Annotated in this window: 13 protein-coding genes; all 13 read left to right on the top strand. The window is 46.9% G+C overall.

Features of this window, described 5'->3' with window-relative positions:
- The first annotated feature begins 163 nt into the window (after positions 1–163).
- Positions 164–2,545, top strand: coding sequence for a glycosyl hydrolase family 95 catalytic domain-containing protein (locus ACDJ58_RS25745; RefSeq protein ID WP_413373667.1), 2,382 nt, complete (start codon positions 164–166; stop codon positions 2,543–2,545).
- A 16-nt stretch (positions 2,546–2,561) separates the two neighbouring features.
- Complete coding sequence (locus ACDJ58_RS25740) at positions 2,562–3,908, top strand: GH1 family beta-glucosidase (protein WP_413373666.1); 1,347 nt, start codon at positions 2,562–2,564, stop codon at positions 3,906–3,908.
- 397 nt (positions 3,909–4,305) lie between these two features.
- Positions 4,306–4,569 carry a hypothetical protein gene (locus tag ACDJ58_RS25735; RefSeq protein WP_091000449.1) on the top strand — a complete coding sequence of 88 codons (264 nt, stop codon included), beginning with the start codon at positions 4,306–4,308 and terminating at the stop codon, positions 4,567–4,569.
- Between the two features lie 317 nt (positions 4,570–4,886).
- Positions 4,887–5,840, top strand: a complete 954-nt coding sequence (gene cyoA / locus ACDJ58_RS25730) for a ubiquinol oxidase subunit II (protein WP_413373664.1) — start codon at positions 4,887–4,889, stop codon at positions 5,838–5,840.
- A 21-nt stretch (positions 5,841–5,861) separates the two neighbouring features.
- Entirely contained in the window at positions 5,862–7,832 is a 1,971-nt protein-coding gene (locus ACDJ58_RS25725) for a cbb3-type cytochrome c oxidase subunit I (RefSeq protein WP_413373662.1), read from the top strand.
- Entirely contained in the window at positions 7,833–8,453 is a 621-nt protein-coding gene (cyoC, locus tag ACDJ58_RS25720; protein ID WP_053780129.1) for a cytochrome o ubiquinol oxidase subunit III, read from the top strand.
- A complete protein-coding gene (gene cyoD / locus ACDJ58_RS25715) occupies positions 8,454–8,783 on the top strand; it encodes a cytochrome o ubiquinol oxidase subunit IV (RefSeq protein WP_413373660.1) in 330 nt (109 codons plus the stop codon). It abuts the gene before it with no gap.
- A gap of 213 nt (positions 8,784–8,996) precedes the next feature.
- Complete coding sequence (locus ACDJ58_RS25710) at positions 8,997–10,013, top strand: LacI family DNA-binding transcriptional regulator (RefSeq protein WP_413373658.1); 1,017 nt, start codon at positions 8,997–8,999, stop codon at positions 10,011–10,013.
- Positions 10,014–10,169: 156 nt separating this feature from the next.
- Positions 10,170–12,500, top strand: coding sequence for a glycoside hydrolase family 65 protein (locus tag ACDJ58_RS25705; protein ID WP_413373656.1), 2,331 nt, complete (start codon positions 10,170–10,172; stop codon positions 12,498–12,500).
- Positions 12,501–12,526: 26 nt separating this feature from the next.
- Positions 12,527–13,813, top strand: coding sequence for an extracellular solute-binding protein (locus tag ACDJ58_RS25700; RefSeq protein WP_413373654.1), 1,287 nt, complete (start codon positions 12,527–12,529; stop codon positions 13,811–13,813).
- 59 nt (positions 13,814–13,872) lie between these two features.
- Positions 13,873–14,769 carry a carbohydrate ABC transporter permease gene (locus ACDJ58_RS25695; protein ID WP_053780124.1) on the top strand — a complete coding sequence of 299 codons (897 nt, stop codon included), beginning with the start codon at positions 13,873–13,875 and terminating at the stop codon, positions 14,767–14,769.
- Between the two features lie 14 nt (positions 14,770–14,783).
- Positions 14,784–15,626 carry a carbohydrate ABC transporter permease gene (locus tag ACDJ58_RS25690; RefSeq protein WP_063566566.1) on the top strand — a complete coding sequence of 281 codons (843 nt, stop codon included), beginning with the start codon at positions 14,784–14,786 and terminating at the stop codon, positions 15,624–15,626.
- A gap of 56 nt (positions 15,627–15,682) precedes the next feature.
- Positions 15,683–17,884 (top strand): glycogen debranching protein, encoded by a 2,202-nt coding sequence (locus tag ACDJ58_RS25685; protein WP_413373652.1) that lies wholly within the window; start codon positions 15,683–15,685, stop codon positions 17,882–17,884.
- Positions 17,885–17,888: the final 4 nt, after the last annotated feature.

Genomic DNA, 17,888 nt, shown 5'->3' with positions numbered 1-17,888 from the left:
ATATAATTTTCTTACTGTAAGCACTTTCAGATAAACGACGATTCAGCCTTGTATGTAAAAGGGTTCAGACCAAGGAAAACAGTATTTATATTGTTTATTTAGATATGTCGAAAACGTTTTAGTAATAATTAAAAAATAGCTGATTCATGAATAGGAGTTATCTATGTCCCCATTTAATGAGAGAACAAAAGAAAATCGTCTGTGGTATCGTCAGCCCGCTACTCGCTGGGAAGAGGCGTTGCCTATCGGCAATGGTCGCCTTGGCGGTATGGTGTACGGCGGAGCAGCGGATGAACAAATCCAGCTAAATGAAGATACATTGTGGTCCGGATTTCCACGCGACACCATTCAGTACAGCAGTCAGCGGTATCTGAAACAGACCCGTGAACTGATTATGTCCGGGCAATATAGCGAAGCTGAACAATTGCTGAACCGCGAAATGCTGGGACGTGATGTGGAAGCTTATCAGCCGATGGGTCATTTTAAGTTGCAGCACGATGAACTGGATGGGATCGCGTACGATGAATTTGAGCGGGAGCTTAATCTCCATACCGGCATTACAACGACGAAGTATTCATATAAAGGCACTCGTTATGTACGTGAAGTATATGCCAGTGCGCCGGATGATCTCATGGTCTGTACCATCACTGCTGATCGTGAGGGATCTGTAAACGTCAGCGTTACGTTGGACAGTCCACATCCTTATAATGTTGAGACTTCGGGCGATGCACTTACACTATTCAGTCGCTGTCCAAGTCATGTTGAATCGAATTATTTCAGGGATCATCCGGAGTCTGTCATCTACGAAGAAGATCGGGGAACGGCTTATGCTATGCGACTGGCCGCGACTGCGACTGGCAAGAATGCCGAAGTTGCGGTTATGGACGGAAGACTTCATATTCAGGGAGCTGACCAGGTTATTTTTTATCTGACAGCTGCGACCGCCTTTGAAGGCTATGATGTGATGCCTGTTAAAGATGGTGTGCTTCTGGATCAGGAGTGCAGGGAAGTAATAACAAAAGCGATGGCTCATGGTATGAAGGCTCTTCGGGAGCGACATGTCCTGGATCATGGGACTTTATTTTCAAGAGTATCTATTGATCTCGGCGCTTCAGCCAATGAAGAATTGCCTACAGATGAGCGACTGCAAGTGTACCAGGCTGGAGCAAATGATCCTGGCCTGGAGGCACTCTATTTTCAATATGGTAGATATTTGTTAATGGGTAGTTCACGTGAAGGAAGCCAGCCAGCCAATCTGCAGGGAATTTGGAATCTTCAGGTGGAGCCGCCCTGGCACAGTGATTACACGATTAATATCAATACCGAGATGAATTACTGGCCGGCAGAAGTATGCAACCTGAGTGAATGCCATGAGCCGCTGTTTGGCTTGTTGGAGGATCTAAGCGATACCGGGAGAAGAACGGCACGCATTTTGTATGGAGCGCGCGGCTGGACAGCCCATCATAATGTAGATATCTGGCGGACATCCACGCCTACAGGCGGAGACGCAAGTTGGGCGTTCTGGCCAATGGGTGGCGTGTGGTTGACTTCACACCTATGGGAGCATTATCTGTTTACCCGTGATCAGCAATTCCTCGCGGAACGCGCGTATCCAATCATGAAGGAAGCGGCACTCTTCTGTCTCGACTGGCTGGTGGAGGGACCGGACGGATATCTGGTTACGGCTCCATCAACCTCTCCAGAGAACAAGTTTCTCACCGAGGAAGGTGAGGCTCGCAGCATCTCCATGGCTTCGACGATGGATATGACATTGATTCGTGAGTTGTTCGATCGATGCATTGAGGCAACCAAACAGCTGGATGTGGATCAGCAACTGGCGAATGAGTGGAGCGAGGCACGCAGCAAACTCTATCCATTCAAGATCGGAAGCGAGGGGCAGCTACAGGAATGGTTTAAGGATTTTGCCGAATCCGAACCGGGGCATCGTCACGTCTCCCATCTGTATGGTCTGTATCCGGGGGAGCAGATCAACCGACTGGATACGCCTGAACTGGTGGAAGCAGCGCGAGTGTCACTAGAACGTCGCATCTCACAAGGTGGCGGGCATACAGGTTGGAGCTGTGCTTGGTTGATCAATCTGTATGCGAGGTTGCTGGATAGTAAGCTCGCACATCAGTTTGTCCGTACACTGCTGGCTCGATCCACGCATCCTAATCTGTTCGATGATCATCCGCCGTTCCAGATCGATGGCAACTTTGGTGGCACTGCGGGGATCGCCGAGATGTTGTTACAAAGCCATTTGGGTGAATTACATCTGCTGCCAGCGCTGTCTGAGTACTGGGCCAGTGGCAGTGTGAAGGGGCTTCGGGCACGAGGTGCATATACGGTGGCAATTGAGTGGACAGATAGCAGACTCTCAAGCGCCGAAATCAAGGCTGATCACGATGGCTCGATAACCATTCGGAGCACATACCCACTGCGTGTGGAAGGGAACGATCAGGCTAAGGCGCAGCTTACACCTCAGGGTGATTATGTAGTTATTTTAACCATGACCGCAGGACAGACGATCTGCGTGTCATCATGAGACGGAGGAGTAAACGATGACGATTTTTCAATTTCCACAAGATTTCCGCTGGGGAACAGCTACAGCTTCCTATCAAATTGAAGGTGCAGCGCAGGAAGGCGGACGCGGGGTATCCATCTGGGATACGTTTGCCCGTACGCCCGGCAAAGTATTCAATGGAGATAATGGGGATGTGGCATGTGACAGTTACCACCGTTACGAGGAAGACATCGAGCTGATGAAAAAGCTTGGGATCAACACCTACCGATTCTCCATCGCCTGGCCGCGTATTATTCCTGATGGAGATGGCGAGATCAATCGTGAAGGATTGGACTTCTATCATCGATTCGTGGATAAGTTGCTTGAAGCGGGAATCGAACCTTTCTGTACGCTGTATCATTGGGACCTGCCCCAGACGTTGGAAGATATCGGAGGTTGGGGCAATCGCAGGACGGTGGATGCATTTGTAAAATATGCTGAAGTCATCTTCAAGGAGTTTTCCGGTAAAATTAATTTCTGGCTGACTTTCAATGAACCATGGTGTATTGCGTTTCTGTCCAACCTGCTTGGCATTCATGCACCAGGAAATAAGGACCTGCAAACATCCATTAATGTTGCTCACGGACTGCTCGTTGCTCACGGTAAAGCCGTTCAGTCGTTCCGTCGCTTGGGTACAACAGGACAGATTGGTATTGCACCCAATGTATGCTGGGCTGAGCCTTACAGCAAATCTCCAGAAGATCAGGCAGCCTGTGATCGGGCAATTGCTCTGAATACGGATTGGTTCCTAGATCCGATCTACAAAGGATCGTATCCACAATTTATGGTTGACTGGTTTGAAAAAGCAGGTGCCACAGTGCCGATTCAGGAAGGCGACATGGAAATTATCTCGCAGCCCATTGATCTTCTTGGAATTAACTACTACACCATGGGAATCAATCGTTTCAATCCAGAGGCTGGTGCATTGCAATCCGAAGAGGTCGATATGGGACTTACCAAGACTGATATTGGCTGGCCTGTGGAATCACGTGGACTGTATGAGTTCATGCATTACTTGCAAAAATACGGGAATGTGGATGTCTACATCACAGAAAATGGTGCTTGCATCAATGATGATTTGGAAAACGGAAAAATCAATGATGATCGCCGGATTGCATACTATGAGCAGCATTTGGCCCAAATTCATCGGATTATCAACGACGGGATCAACCTGAAAGGCTACATGGCTTGGTCTCTGATGGATAACTTTGAGTGGGCGGAAGGATACCGTATGCGCTTTGGTCTTGTGCATGTAGATTACCGTTCATTGGTCAGAACACCTAAAGAAAGCTATTACTGGTATCAAAATGTGATCAAAAATAATTGGTTGGAAACACGAATTTAGGCTTTAATTTCAATATTTCAGGAAGAAGTGCTCAGAACCTGACATAAATTAATAATTACGTTAGTTCAATTGTTAAATGTAGGAACATACGTGGTAATCAGAATAAAGACGGTGGTTCGGTAATCCGAAGCACCGTCTTTTTTATTGTTTTATTTTCAGCTAGGACTTACATGTTCATGAAGGTTTCATAAGGTCTAGGCTGTTTCATGTTATGAAAAGAGCGTTTTTGGGTTATAAGAAGTAAGAAGAAGTGATCTGGTTCTTGTCAACAGTTAAAATACAAATAAAGTGTCCAAATTGCGAAATAAATTTGAACATTTGTTGACTAAAAATCATACTGATGTGGTATATTGGTATAAGGAAAGCACTTACAAAAAGGGAAAAGGAAGTGTTTACTATGGCATCGAAGACAGCAATGGTAAGCCAATTGGAGCGCAAAGATAAAAATATGCGGCGTGCAGTGTTAACGATGACAGTTCTGGCTTGGATTGCCCTCATTACGGGAGTAATCATGTGCCTGATCAACCTGAATGATTTTAATGATCGTAACCTCGGATTAATGGTGGGTATTGGTTTCTTGGTCGGTAGTGTATTTATTTATGTAATTGCCAAATCGATTGGACTTGTTCATACACGCCGGGAAGACGAAGGCGCCGATTAAATAATCTTGCGTTAATTCGTTCATAATAAGACTGGATGAGCACCCGGAATCCCAGTCAATAAAGCCCTTTGCGGATTCGTTGATACTGTTCAACGGGACTGCAAAGGGTTTTATTTTGTGACTTGAAGTGTAAAGATTACAATGAGGAAATATCAAGTATGCAAGTGATTTGTGAGAAAAAATTCACACATTTAAGGTGCAAAATCGACAAATTTGTTAACATGAACAAAAAAGTTGCTCATTTCTGATATCTTTAGAAGGAAGAGAGTAGTATACTGTTTTTTCAGTATGAGCGAATTTAAGGAGAGGGGATCAAGATGAACAAGAAACCTAGGTCGCTAATTCGGATAATCATTCCGGTTGTCCTGACGTTGGTTACAATTGCATTGATTGTCTGGCCAATGCTGGCAGGCGGGCAGTACGTTGTTCTGGATCCGAAAGGGCCTATTGGCGCTTCGCAGAGAGATTTGATTGTCATTTCGACAATTCTGTGTGCAGTCGTTATTGTGCCTGTATTGATTTTGTCTGCTGTAATTGTATGGCGTTACCGCGACAAACCGGACAATAAATCTGCTTATGAGCCTAACTGGTCTCATAGCACTAAAGCGGAGGCTATCTGGTGGACCGTTCCGATTATTATTATTGGGTTGCTGGCGGTTGTAACAATTCGCTACACCTATGATCTGGAACCTTCGAAGCCATTGGCTTCCGAGAAAGCACCGGTGACCATTCAAGTATCTTCACTGGACTGGAAATGGTTGTTTATGTATCCGGAGCAAGGTATTGCAACGGTCAACACGTTGAATATCCCGGCAGACCGGCCCGTAAAATTTGAGCTCACCGCGGATTCACCGATGAACTCGTTCTGGATTCCGCAGCTTGGTGGACAGATTTATACAATGTCGGGTATGGCGATGACCTTGTACTTGCAAGCTGATCATGAAGGTCAATATTGGGGTTCAGGCGCCAACTTTACCGGGGAACACTTCGCCCAAATGCGTTTTGACGTCAATGCTACATCGGAGGAAGACTTCGACAAATGGGTGAATGAAGTGAAACAACAATCCCAACCGCTGACGCAAGAAACGTATAAAACACTGGCGGAACCGGGAACAAGCAATGTAGCTTATTATTCCTCCTTCCCTGAAGGACTGTTCCAAGACATCGTGACTAAGTATGTTATTGACGGTCAAAGTGCTCACAGCAAGCACGGTGAAGCTTCAGGTGCCAAAGAGATTACTACGCAAGACGTGGACAAGAGTGCTAACTAAAGATTCGAAAGGAGGCCCCCAATGTTAGAGAGACTTAAGGAGTTTGCATCGGAGTTTTTCGTTACCGGTGATCCGCTGATTTATGGTGCGGACGTGGCGATCGGAATTACGATGATTACCATCGTAGCGGTGCTGACTTATTTCAAAAAATGGGGCTGGCTCTGGCGTAACTGGTTAACTACCGTCGATCACAAAAAGATCGGTATTATGTATATTATTGCTTCCATTATCATGCTTTTCCGTGGTGGTGTGGATGCACTGATGATGCGTCTTCAGCTAGCTATGCCTAACATGGATTTCTTACATCCCGAGCATTATAATCAGGTCTTTACGACTCACGGTACGATCATGATCCTGTTCATGGCGATGCCGTTTATGTTCGGTTTATTTAATGTTATTGTACCGCTTCAAATAGGGGCAAGGGACGTTGCGTTCCCATTCCTTAATGCACTAAGCTTCTGGTTATTCTTCCTGGGAGCAATGCTGTTCAACCTGTCCTTCGTTATCGGTGGTTCACCGGACGCAGGCTGGCTCAGTTATCCGCCTTTATCGGAGCTATCGCATAGCCCGGGGGTGGGCCAAAACTTCTATATATGGGGTATTCAGATTTCGGGTATCGGTTCCCTGGCTACCGGTATCAACTTCCTGGTTACCATCATTAAAATGCGTGCGCCAGGCATGAAATGGATGAAAATGCCGATGTTTACATGGTCGGTATTCTCCACTTGTATTATCATTCTGTTTGCATTCCCAATCTTGACAGTGACACTTGCATTGCTCTTCCTCGACAGGTTTGCGGGGGCGCATTTCTTCACACTTGATCTGGGCGGTAATCCAATGATGTATATCAACTTGATCTGGATGTGGGGTCACCCTGAGGTATATATCGTTGTCTTGCCGGCATTCGGTGTGTTCTCCGAGATTGTAAGTACATTCTCGAAGAAAAAATTGTTTGGTTACAAATCAATGGTATTTGCGATGCTGATCATTAGCTTCCTGTCCTTCTTTACATGGGCGCATCACTTCTTCACGATGGGTTCGGGAGCAGACGTTAATGCATTCTTCGCCGTAACCACGATGTTGATAGCCATACCAACAGGGGTTAAGATCTTTAACTGGCTGTTTACCATGTTCAGGGGAAGGATACGCATGGATACCCCGATGCTATGGACACTTGCATTCATACCATGCTTTATCGTCGGGGGGATGACGGGGGTTATGTTGTCCGTTGCACCTGCTGACTTCCAGTTCCACAACAGTTACTTCCTGATTGCCCACTTCCACCAAGTATTGATCGGTGGTGTAGTATTCGGATACTTTGCAGGTCTGTACTACTGGTGGCCTAAAATGTTTGGATTCCAACTGCCAGAAAAACTGGGTAAATGGGCTTTCTGGACTTGGAATATCGGTTTCTATGTCTGCTTCATGCCGCAGTACGCTGTCGGTTTGATGGGTATGACACGTCGTCTGAGCACCTATGGCTGGGATACCGGCTGGTGGGAACTGAACTTTGTATCCACAATCGGGGCATTCCTGATGGGTGTCGGATTCTTGTTCCAGGTTGCACAAATCGCAGACGGCATTCGGAAATACAAAACACTCAAAGCTTCTGGCGACCCTTGGGGTGGTCGTACGCTCGAGTGGTCGATTCCTTCACCTGCTCCTGAATATAACTTCGCCATTACACCGCGCGGAGATGATATTGATGAGTGGTGGGAAGAGAAAGAACGTCGTGCCAAAGGCATCTATCCACCTGAACAGCCGCTTGAGCCGATTCATATGCCTAAAAATTCCGCGATTCCGTTCATCATGTCTATATGCTGGTTCATCGCCGGTTTCGGTTTTGTATTCGGATGGCTGTGGATGGCGATTCTTGGACTCGCTGGCGTAGGAATTTGCATGATCGCTCGTTCATTCTCATACGATACGGATTATTATATTCCGGTTGACGAAATTAAGCGTACCGAAGCGTCGTTAAGGGGGTCGGTATAAATGGCTCAAGCAGCCGCTAAGCACGGTCATGACCATGCACATGATCACGACCATGGTCACCATGACCCGCAAGAATTGAAAATACTCGGATTCTGGTTCTTCCTGATTTCCGACGTTATCCTGTTCTCCGTGTTGTTCGCAACCTTTATTGTGTTGCGTGACAATTCGGCGGGCGGACCTGTATTGTCTGAATTGATCAAAATGCCTGGCGTTATTGCCGAGACATTTATCTTGCTCACAAGTTCATTCACAAGTGGACTTGCGGTCCTTGCCATGAATCAGGGCAAGGTGAAGCAATTGATCAGCTGGCTGGCAGTTACAGCTGTTCTGGGTGCGAGCTTTATCGCCTTGGAAGTAACGGAGTTTATTGAGTTGATTCATGAAGGGTTCAGTTATACAACGAGTGCATCTTCTGGTGCATTCTTCACCCTTGTGGGTACTCACGGACTTCACGTATCGCTCGGTCTGATCTGGATGATCGGATTGATGCTGCAACTGAAAAAACGTGGAATTACCGATGTCACTCGCGGTAAAATCAACGTAATCAGCTTGTACTGGCACTTCTTGGACGTCGTCTGGATTTTCCTCCTGTCGATCGTCTATCTGATGGGGGTGATGTAGATGGCAGAGCATAACTCACATGAATCCCATGGCCACGAACAGCATGGTTCACTTAAGTCCTATGTCATCGGCTTCATTCTGTCCGTTGTTCTGACCATTGTCCCTTTGGTAGTGGTTCTGAACGACATGATGGGCAGAACAGCAACGCTGAGTGTCGTTCTGGTAACAGCAGCACTTCAGTTTGTGGTTCAACTCTTCTTCTTCATGCATATCCGTGAATCGGAGAAGCCACGTTGGAATGTAATGGCTTTGATCTTTGGTCTGTTGATCATGTTGACCATCGTTATTGGTTCCATCTGGATCATGTTGAACAATACAGTTGCACATTAAGTTTTATGCAATAGGTAGGGATCTCCCGACTTTATTTAAAAGTCGGGAGATCTTTTTTTTATCCTTTTTTCATCCTGAATGCGGGCAGAATAAGGGAAGGGACGCATGAGATATAAAAAGGCGAAAATAATGTCGAAAAAAGTTCTTGATTTTTTCTCTCGAATCCGTATACTCAGAAATATAAGTAATCCGAAACGTTTTGGAGGAAAGCAATTGGCTACAATCAAAGACATATCACAAATGACGGGATTTTCGATTACGACCGTATCCAGAGCTCTGAATGGGTACTCGGACGTCAGCGATAGTACGCGCAAACTGATAAAAGAAGCCGCCGAAACCCTGAACTATAGTCCAAATGGTCTAGCGAGAGGCCTGGTCATGAAGGAAACCAAAACGCTGGGGTTGCTCGTATCAGGCATGACGTACAAAAACATCGATAACAACTTTGTATTCGAAGTGCTTTGCGGTATTAATGATAGCGCTGCCAATTCGGATTATGATCTGATTTTGTTCAGCACAAATACAGCGAAGCAAAAGATGAAAACGTACACACAGCTGTGTAGGGAACGAAAAGTGGATGGTGTCATTCTTCAGGGTGTGAAGACGGATGATCCGTATTTGCAGGAAGTATTGGATAGTGACATTCCTTGTGTATTGATTGATATACCCATTCACAGTGAGTATGTTGGTTTTGTATCAACGAATCACAAACAAAGTGCACAGACTGCTGTAGAGCACCTTATTGGTTTGGGTCATCGGCAGATTGCCATGGTTAACGGGTACCCCGAGGCTTTTGTATCCAAGGAGCGCTATGAAGGATATTCCGATGCAATGCGAAATGCAGGGTTGAGCTTGAAGCCTGAATGGATCGTAAACGGGAATTTCACGGAAGAAGAAACACAGCAGCAAGCTTCAGAGTTGTTGAAGGCTTATCCGGAAATTACCGCAATCTTCTGTGCAAGCGACATGATGGCTCTGGGTGTAATGAAGGCTGCGAATGAACTAGGCATCTCTATACCAGATGAATTGTCTGTAGTGGGATTTGACGACATTCCAACAGCCGCATATTTTCAACCACCACTCACCACCATCGGACAGAACATGTATCAGTTGGGACATGAAGCTGCAAACCTGCTGATGGGCATGCTGAGATCGGAAGACAGCCCCAAATTTAATATTTTGCAAAATGAATTGGTTTTGAGATCCTCGACAGCCAAACCAGGTCGCTGAGTTTAGCTGAGAATACGGTTCGCGAGGGATTGCAAAATGAACGAGATGAAGAGAGAACCGAAATGTTTTATTAAATCCGAAACGTTTCGGTATTATTTTCACTCAAATCCAAAACGTTTCGGATACAACATAAGATAGACATAGGGGGAATACACATTGCTGAAATATGATGCAGGACAAGGAGAATGGAGTAACTGGCTGGTAACTGAAACCGGGTTTGATCCGCCTCATCAAGGGAAAGGCGAAGCTGTGCTCTCACTTGGAAACGGCTACATGGGACTTCGCTCGGCAACGGACGAAAATTATGTTGGACAGGTGCGGAACTGGTTCGTAGCCGGAACGTTCAATAAGTTTGACGAGCATGAGGTAACAGAACTCCCTAATGCAGCGGATGTAACGGAACTTTCAATCACCCTGAATGGGGAAACCTTCAGCTTGGAAAAAGGAAGAACGATCAGCTACAGTCGTCAACTGAATCTCAAGAACGGTGAGCTGACCCGTAACGTGGTATGGCAGAGCCCGACAGGAGAAAGCTTTGAACTTGAATTCCGTCGCTTTGTTTCCTTGAGTAACCGTCATCTGGTTGGTTCATCTGTAAGCATCAAGCCACTGGATGGTCAAGCGCGTGTTCACATTGCATCCGGTATTAATGGACAATGGACGAACTCGGGTGCGCAGCATTTCACGGAAGGCGAAAAACGGATATTTGAAAAGACTTATATTCAAATGACGTCAACGACGACACAATCGGCTGTTGATTTTGTAACCAATACGGTGCACCACTGGCAGCTGAATGGTGCAAAGGTTGAGCCGGAATTGCGTCAAACGATGGGACGCCGCAAGGTTGGCATCGAAGGCACAGTAACCGTGGAAGCCGGACAATCGGTAACACTGGAAAAAATCTCGAATGTGCATACCAGCCGCGATCTGGTGTACAACAACGGTGGATATTCACTGGAGCAAATGCGTGAATCTGCACTGACGGAGTTGAAGCAAGAGTCGCAAAAAGGGTATGATCAGCTATTTCGTGAAAGCGCTAACGCCTGGGCGGATACTTGGTCCACGTACAACATTGAAGTGGACAGCACAAGTGGATATGACCAGCTTGCCATCCGTTTCGCCATCTATCACCTCGTCATTATGACACCTGCTCATGATAATCGTATGGGAATCGGGGCGAAAGGATTAAGCGGTGAAGGGTACAAGGGACATTCCTTTTGGGATACGGAAATCTTCATCCTTCCATTCTTCATCTACAGCAATCCCAAGATCGCAAGATCCTTGCTGGAATATCGATATCAGGGGTTGGATGGAGCTAGAAGCAAGGCCAAGGAGAACGGATTCGAAGGAGCCATGTATCCGTGGGAAGCAGCCTGGATCGAAGATGGCGAAGTTACACCGGTATGGGGAGATGTAGATATCGTAACCGGAGAGCAGACGAAGATCTGGTCCGGCTTCATTGAACAGCATATTACCTCTGACATCGCTTATGCCGTTTGGCATTACGTCCAGTCTACAGGCGATGAGGCGTTCATGGATCAATATGGCTACGAGATCATTTTTGATACAGCCACATTCTGGGCCAGCCGTCTGGAGTGGGATGAGGCCCAAGGCCGCTATCACATCAATGAGGTTGTTGGACCGGATGAGTATAAGGAGCATGTGGACAACAATGCATTCACCAATCATATGGCTCACTTCAATATGGAACTGGCCATTCAATATTATGAAAAGCTTCAGCAGGAGAAACCTGAGTTGCTCAAAGCATTGTCTGCGAAGCTTGACCTGACATCTGCTCGGGAAGCGTGGAACAGACTGGATCAAATGTATCTGCCAGGGCCGAATGAACAAGGACTTATTCCACAAGATGATACCTACTTGCAGAAGAAAGTCATTGATCTTACCCCTTATAAAAATCAGACGAAAGTCGCCAGCATCTTCAATGACTACAACCTGGATCAGGTTGGTGAAATGCAAATTTCGAAGCAGGCTGACATCATGATGCTATTCTTCCTGCTTGAGAATAAATTTGAACCCGCTATCAAACGTGCGAACTATGACTACTACGAGGAAAAAACATTGCATGATTCCTCATTGTCCTTGTCGACGCACAGTATCCTTGCCAGTGACTTCGGTAATCGTCCGCTCGCATATGATCTGTTCCGCCGGGCGTCCGAGATTGATCTGGGACCGCATATGCACTCTTCGGATGCAGGCATCCATTCAGCTTCTCTGGGCGGAATCTGGGAATGTGTTGTGATGGGATTTGCCGGAGTTCGTATGTTGGATGGCCAGCTTCATCTCGATCCAAAGCTGCCAGAGTCCTGGAGCAGTCTGAAATTCCCGCTTTACTGGCAAAACCAGCTGTTGCATATCACAATCACGTCCGAGGGTATTCTAATCGAGAGTGATGCAGAGGAAGAAATTTCTCTCCTTCTGTCCGGTCAGCAAGTTACTTTCAGCAAACGGTTTCAAACCTTGGTTTAATATAAATCCATGTGGAGGTCATTCAAATGAAAAAAGGGTCCGCAAGTTTGGTCATGATGCTGATTTTGGTATTAGTGTTATCCGCGTGTTCTTCAGGTGGAAGTAATAGCGCGGAAGGCGGAAAAGGAGAAAAAGTAAAACTCACCTTCTCCGTATGGGGAGATGTCAACTCCGGTGCGGATGAAGTGAAGCTTGCGGAAGAGTTCAATGCTGCACACCCGGATATCGAAGTGAAGTTTGAGCCTATTCCAAGTGAAGGTTATGGAACAAAACTCACTACATCTCTGGCAGCAGGTCAGGCACCAGACGTATTCCTGGTTGGTGAAGGCGACTACTACAAATACGTTGATAAAGGTGTAATTGAGCCACTCGACGATTATTTGAGCAAAGACACTGCGTTTAATCTGGATATTTTCCAAAAGGATCTCATTGAAAATATGAAAATCGAAGGCAAACAATACTACTTGCCTAAAGATTTCAACCCACTTGCTCTGTGGTACAACAAACGCATGTTTGATGAAGCGGGAATCCCTTATCCAACAGATGAATGGACATGGGATGACATGATTGCAACTGCACAGAAACTGACTAAAAAAGATGGCAAAAAATATACTCAATTCGGATTCAACGCCGGCAAATGGGAATATCCAATCTATACGTACCTGTGGGATTACGGTACAGACATCGCGAATGAGGATGGAACAGCTGCAGAAGGTTACATGAACAGTGAAAAAACGATAGCGGCAATGGATCAATATGTTTCCTGGTCTCAAGGAGATAGCCGTGTATCCCCGACGCCACTGGATTCCGAGACGCTTGGCGGAGATTCATCGATGTTCATGACAGACAAGCTCGCCATGATGATTACAGGTCGTTGGATCAAAGGTGATCTCGACAAATCCGATGTTCAATATGGTTCTGCACTTATTCCACAAAATACGGACGGTACTCGTTCAAGCATCATCGCAAGTGCGGGTTGGGCTATCAACGCAGCAGGTAAAAATAAAGAAGCGGCTTACGAACTGGTGAAGTGGCTCTCGGGTACAGATGCACAGAAACTTCGCTCTGCGAACGGTAAAGTATTACCAGCGACTGTGAAAGAACTAGATGAAGTCAAAGCCAAAGAAGTAGCAGACAAACCAGTCATCGAAATGATGGATTATGCTAAAAAACCGGTAACCATGCGTTCTACAAACGGTCCTGTGTTTGTTGAAGAATTCACCAAGGCGCTGGAAAAAGTGCTGCTTGGCAAACAGGATGTCAAAGGCGCTCTGGATGAAGCTGCGAAGAACGTTGACAGCAAAATCAAGTAAAAACCATGCGGGTGAGTCGGCGGCCATGCTGATTCACCCTCTTCATCAAGGAGGCTGCTATGCGTAATTCTAAATCCGAGCGTGCCGGGTATTGGTTCATATTGCCCTGGCTTATAGGCTTGTTGCTCTTTACCATTGGTCCAATGTTATTCTCCCTGCTGCTGGCTTTTAGCAAATGGGATATTATTACCGGCGTACAATCGATTGAATGGGTCGGTCTGGATAACTTCAAAACGATGTTTCATGATGAGCTTTTCTATCAATCGTTGAAAGTTACCTTTATTTTCGCTCTGGTATCCGTACCGCTGTATCAAGTGGCATCACTACTTATCGCCTTGCTGCTAAACATGCGGAACAGAGGCATGAAATTTTTCCGCTTGATCTATTTCATGCCATCCGTCATTCCGGCTGTAGCGGCATCGATGATGTGGATTATGATTTTCAATCCGGAATACGGCATTCTGAACCGGGCGCTTGCCTTCTTCGGCGTACAGGGGCCAGCTTGGCTTCAAGATCCGAGCTATGCGCTGGGCGCACTGATTGTCATGGGTTTGTGGGGCGTCGGCAACACGATCATCATTTATTTGTCCGGCTTGCAGGGAGTTCCCGAAGAGCTGTATGAAGCTGCCAATCTGGATGGAGCGGGACCGTTTCAACGGTTTTTCAACATCACATTACCTATGATTTCCCCAACGGTGTTCTTCAACGTTATTATGGGTATCATCGGCGGATTCCAGTATTTTACACAAGCATTTGTTATGACCAACGGGGGACCACTTAACTCGACCTTGTTCTATAACTTGTATCTGTACAATAAAGCTTTTACCGATTTTGAAATGGGTTATGCTTCGGCATTGTCCTGGGTATTGTTCATCATCATTCTGGCGTTTACGTTGCTGGTCATCCGCAGTTCTTCGATGTGGGTCTATTACCAGGGCGATAACGAAAAGGATTGAGAGGAGGACAAATGATGAATCAAGCAACGACACGGAAACCGGTCTACTCGAAACTATTCTCTATGCTCATGCTTATTGCTGGTGCAGCCGTCGTGCTGATCCCGCTGTTATGGACGTTTGCAACGTCTCTTAAAACACCTGCCGAGGTGTTCAAAGATGATTTTTTCCCGGCTGTATGGATGTGGTCTAACTATAAAAATGCCGTCTTGGCCATCCCGTTTTTTACATTTTTGAAAAATACGCTGATTATTCTGATTCCGGTATTAGTCGGTACCGTATTCTCGTCTGCCCTATGTGCGTATGGTTTCGCCCGGTTTAACTTCCGCGGCAAACGCACGCTGTTCCTGGTGCTACTGGCGACGATGATGCTGCCTTCGCAGGTAACGATGATCCCGATGTTCATCATGTTCAAGGAAATCGGCTGGGTTGATACATTTTTACCACTCATTATCCCTGCATTCTTCGGGGGGGGAGCGTTTAACATCTTCCTGATTCGCCAGTTCATGCGCGGCATTCCGCGTGATCTCGATGAGTCTGCTTTTGTAGATGGAGCAAATAAAATGCAGATTTTCACTAAAATCATGCTGCCACTTTCCATGCCGCCACTGATTGCCGTATCGATCTTTACCTTTATGGGCGTATGGAATGACTTCCAGGGACCACTCATTTATCTGAACTCCAGTGAGAAGTATACGCTGGCTCTCGGATTGTCCATGTTCAAAGGGTTGTATAACGTGGAATGGAACATGCTAATGGCTGCAACGATGCTGATTATGCTTCCGCCACTCCTTGTATTCTTTGTTGCACAAAAATACTTTATTGAAGGCATTTCCATCTCTTCTGCAATCAAGGGCTAATCGTCCGTATGAATAGAAGAGATGAGCGGTGAGCCAAACCGCAGAGGAGGATTATCATGGCCACATTAACAAGCAGACATCCTTTTAATTTGTATTATAACGCAGGTGAATATGTAAAGATTTGCGGTACCCAGGACGGATACTTTCCCGACTTTGGGCATCATATGGCTAACGAAATGGGCGGTGTATGGCTGCATCCGATCAAGCTGCTGGACGGCTTCTGGCTGAAGGTAACTGATCTGGATCGTAATATTGCGGTATGGGCAAGGGCAGACGGATTCACAAGTGAATCCTGGGGCGGAAGCCGGTTCGATTATGATCACGGATTGAGCCACATTCCGGTATCCATTGAACGCAGCCAGTTTGCCCCCGATTATGAAAAAGGCATGGTCGCTGAATATGAGATCAGCGCTTACGGCAAAGGAACAACCCGGCTCAAGCTGGAGCTGCTGTCGCGTACCGATCTCCGTCCAGTGTGGTATTCCGATGAGATCGGAATTATCCCAGGAGCGGGTGAAACAGCAGAAGCCATTTCTTCGCGCAAAGTCATCGTCAAAGATGATGCCCAAGACTGGTATGCCGTGATTGGAAGTGACCTGCCTGGAACGGAAATGACAGTTGGTCCTGAGATTTACGGACCAGAACTGACGGCAGGCAAGGGCACAGGCATTTCTTTTGTAACCGAATGCACGCTGGAGGAGAAGGATGTATTCCGCTTCCGGTTATTTGTTGCCGGTTCGGAGTCGTCCCGTGAAGCCTGTGAGCAGACTTATGCAGTCATCGAACGTGACTACGTCAGCTTGAAAGAGCAGAAGCAGCAACTCTACGACAAGTTGGATCAGCGCGCAGTGTTGACCATTGAAGGCGAGGATGAGCTGAACGAGCAATTTGCCTGGGTGAAGCGCAATAATCAGTGGCTGGTGCAGCAAGTAGACGGAATCGGTCGCGGATTGACGGCAGGTGGACCCACATATCCGTGGTGGTTCGGCTGTGACAGTACGTATGCGCTTCAGGGTGTGCTTGCTACGGGAGATCATCAACTGGTGCGGGATACGTTGAGTTTATTGCTGGAGAAATCCAAGGAAGCGAACGGCAATGGACGTTTTGTGCATGAAGTGACCACGATAGGAGCCGTGTCTAATCGCGGCAACACGCAGGAGACGGCACACTATATCGCCTTTGTATGGGAAATGTTCCTGTGGACCGGAGACGATGCACTTCTGCGGGAGCATTATGACTACTGTGTTCAGGGAATCGACTGGCTGCTGGGTGAGATGGATCCGGACGGAGACCTGTTCCCTTCCGGTTATGGCATCATCGAGATTGCCGGATTGAATATGGAACTGATTGATAGTGCCGTATATACAGCCAAGGCTCTTCAGGCGCTGGAGCACATGAGTCTCTATTTGGGTGAAACGAAGCGGCACCAGACATATCAAAAACTGGCCGAACAAGCGGTACGTGCGGTGAATGATGTGTATTGGTCTGAAAAAGACAGCCTCTATGCGGATGCCGTTGCACCTATTTCCGATATTGTGCCCAAGGTGGATTACATGGTTTCTCTCGCTGAAAAGCAAGGGATCACAGACTACCGGGAGTACGTGGAAGGATTGCTGGCCGATGCAGGTGAAAATCAGAAAGACCGCGGTTGGCTGCTGAACAAAAACTGGGTCATTGTCACTCCGATGGAAGCAGGAATTGCCGATCAGGACAAAGCACAGCGTGCTCTGGAAGCAATGCGAAACCGCGATTTCATTGGTGAATACGGTACGTATCTTGCTGCCATGTATCAACAGGGCACGATGACAATCTCTACTGGAGCACATGCGATTGCAGAAGCGGCGTACGGGCATCCGGATCACGCACTGGATTTACTGCGCCGGATGGGGAAAAGCTTCTCACGTGTAGTGCCAGGTTCTTTCTCGGAGATGTCCCCTGACTACGGCTGTGTAGTGCAGGCGTGGACCATCTATGCACTGGCTGTACCAGTCGTACGACATTTCTTCGGCGTTCAACCGGAAGCACAGCATCGCCGTGTAACCTTATCACCTAATATGCCGCAGGCATGGGAAAACAAAACATGCAGTCTGGAGCATCTGATGGTAGGCGATGCAGAGTTCGATATTCATTTTGAATCCCGTGAGGGCAAACGGTATGCGAGCATTTCCAATGCATCGGGCTGGACGGTCGTTCTGGACTGGAAGGGCGAGAGACGGGAAAGCAACGAGAAACGAATTGAATGGCAACTAGAGCAATAACATG

It is taken from the genome of Paenibacillus taichungensis (genome assembly GCF_047302525.1).
GTDB lineage: Bacteria > Bacillota > Bacilli > Paenibacillales > Paenibacillaceae > Paenibacillus > Paenibacillus taichungensis_B.
The sequence above is the reverse complement of the archived record's forward strand: the minus strand, read 5'-3'. Positions and strand labels throughout refer to the sequence as shown.

What these genes read in the sequence shown, in the direction of transcription:
- ACDJ58_RS25745 (WP_413373667.1), top strand. Translation starts at nt 164, where the DNA reads ATGTCCCCATTTAATGAGAGAACAAAAGAAAATCGTCTGTGGTATCGT.
- ACDJ58_RS25740 (WP_413373666.1), top strand. Translation starts at nt 2,562, where the DNA reads ATGACGATTTTTCAATTTCCACAAGATTTCCGCTGGGGAACAGCTACA.
- ACDJ58_RS25735 (WP_091000449.1), top strand. Translation starts at nt 4,306, where the DNA reads ATGGCATCGAAGACAGCAATGGTAAGCCAATTGGAGCGCAAAGATAAA.
- cyoA (WP_413373664.1), top strand. Translation starts at nt 4,887, where the DNA reads ATGAACAAGAAACCTAGGTCGCTAATTCGGATAATCATTCCGGTTGTC.
- ACDJ58_RS25725 (WP_413373662.1), top strand. Translation starts at nt 5,862, where the DNA reads ATGTTAGAGAGACTTAAGGAGTTTGCATCGGAGTTTTTCGTTACCGGT.
- cyoC (WP_053780129.1), top strand. Translation starts at nt 7,833, where the DNA reads ATGGCTCAAGCAGCCGCTAAGCACGGTCATGACCATGCACATGATCAC.
- cyoD (WP_413373660.1), top strand. Translation starts at nt 8,454, where the DNA reads ATGGCAGAGCATAACTCACATGAATCCCATGGCCACGAACAGCATGGT.
- ACDJ58_RS25700 (WP_413373654.1), top strand. Translation starts at nt 12,527, where the DNA reads ATGAAAAAAGGGTCCGCAAGTTTGGTCATGATGCTGATTTTGGTATTA.
- ACDJ58_RS25695 (WP_053780124.1), top strand. Translation starts at nt 13,873, where the DNA reads ATGCGTAATTCTAAATCCGAGCGTGCCGGGTATTGGTTCATATTGCCC.
- ACDJ58_RS25690 (WP_063566566.1), top strand. Translation starts at nt 14,784, where the DNA reads ATGAATCAAGCAACGACACGGAAACCGGTCTACTCGAAACTATTCTCT.
- ACDJ58_RS25685 (WP_413373652.1), top strand. Translation starts at nt 15,683, where the DNA reads ATGGCCACATTAACAAGCAGACATCCTTTTAATTTGTATTATAACGCA.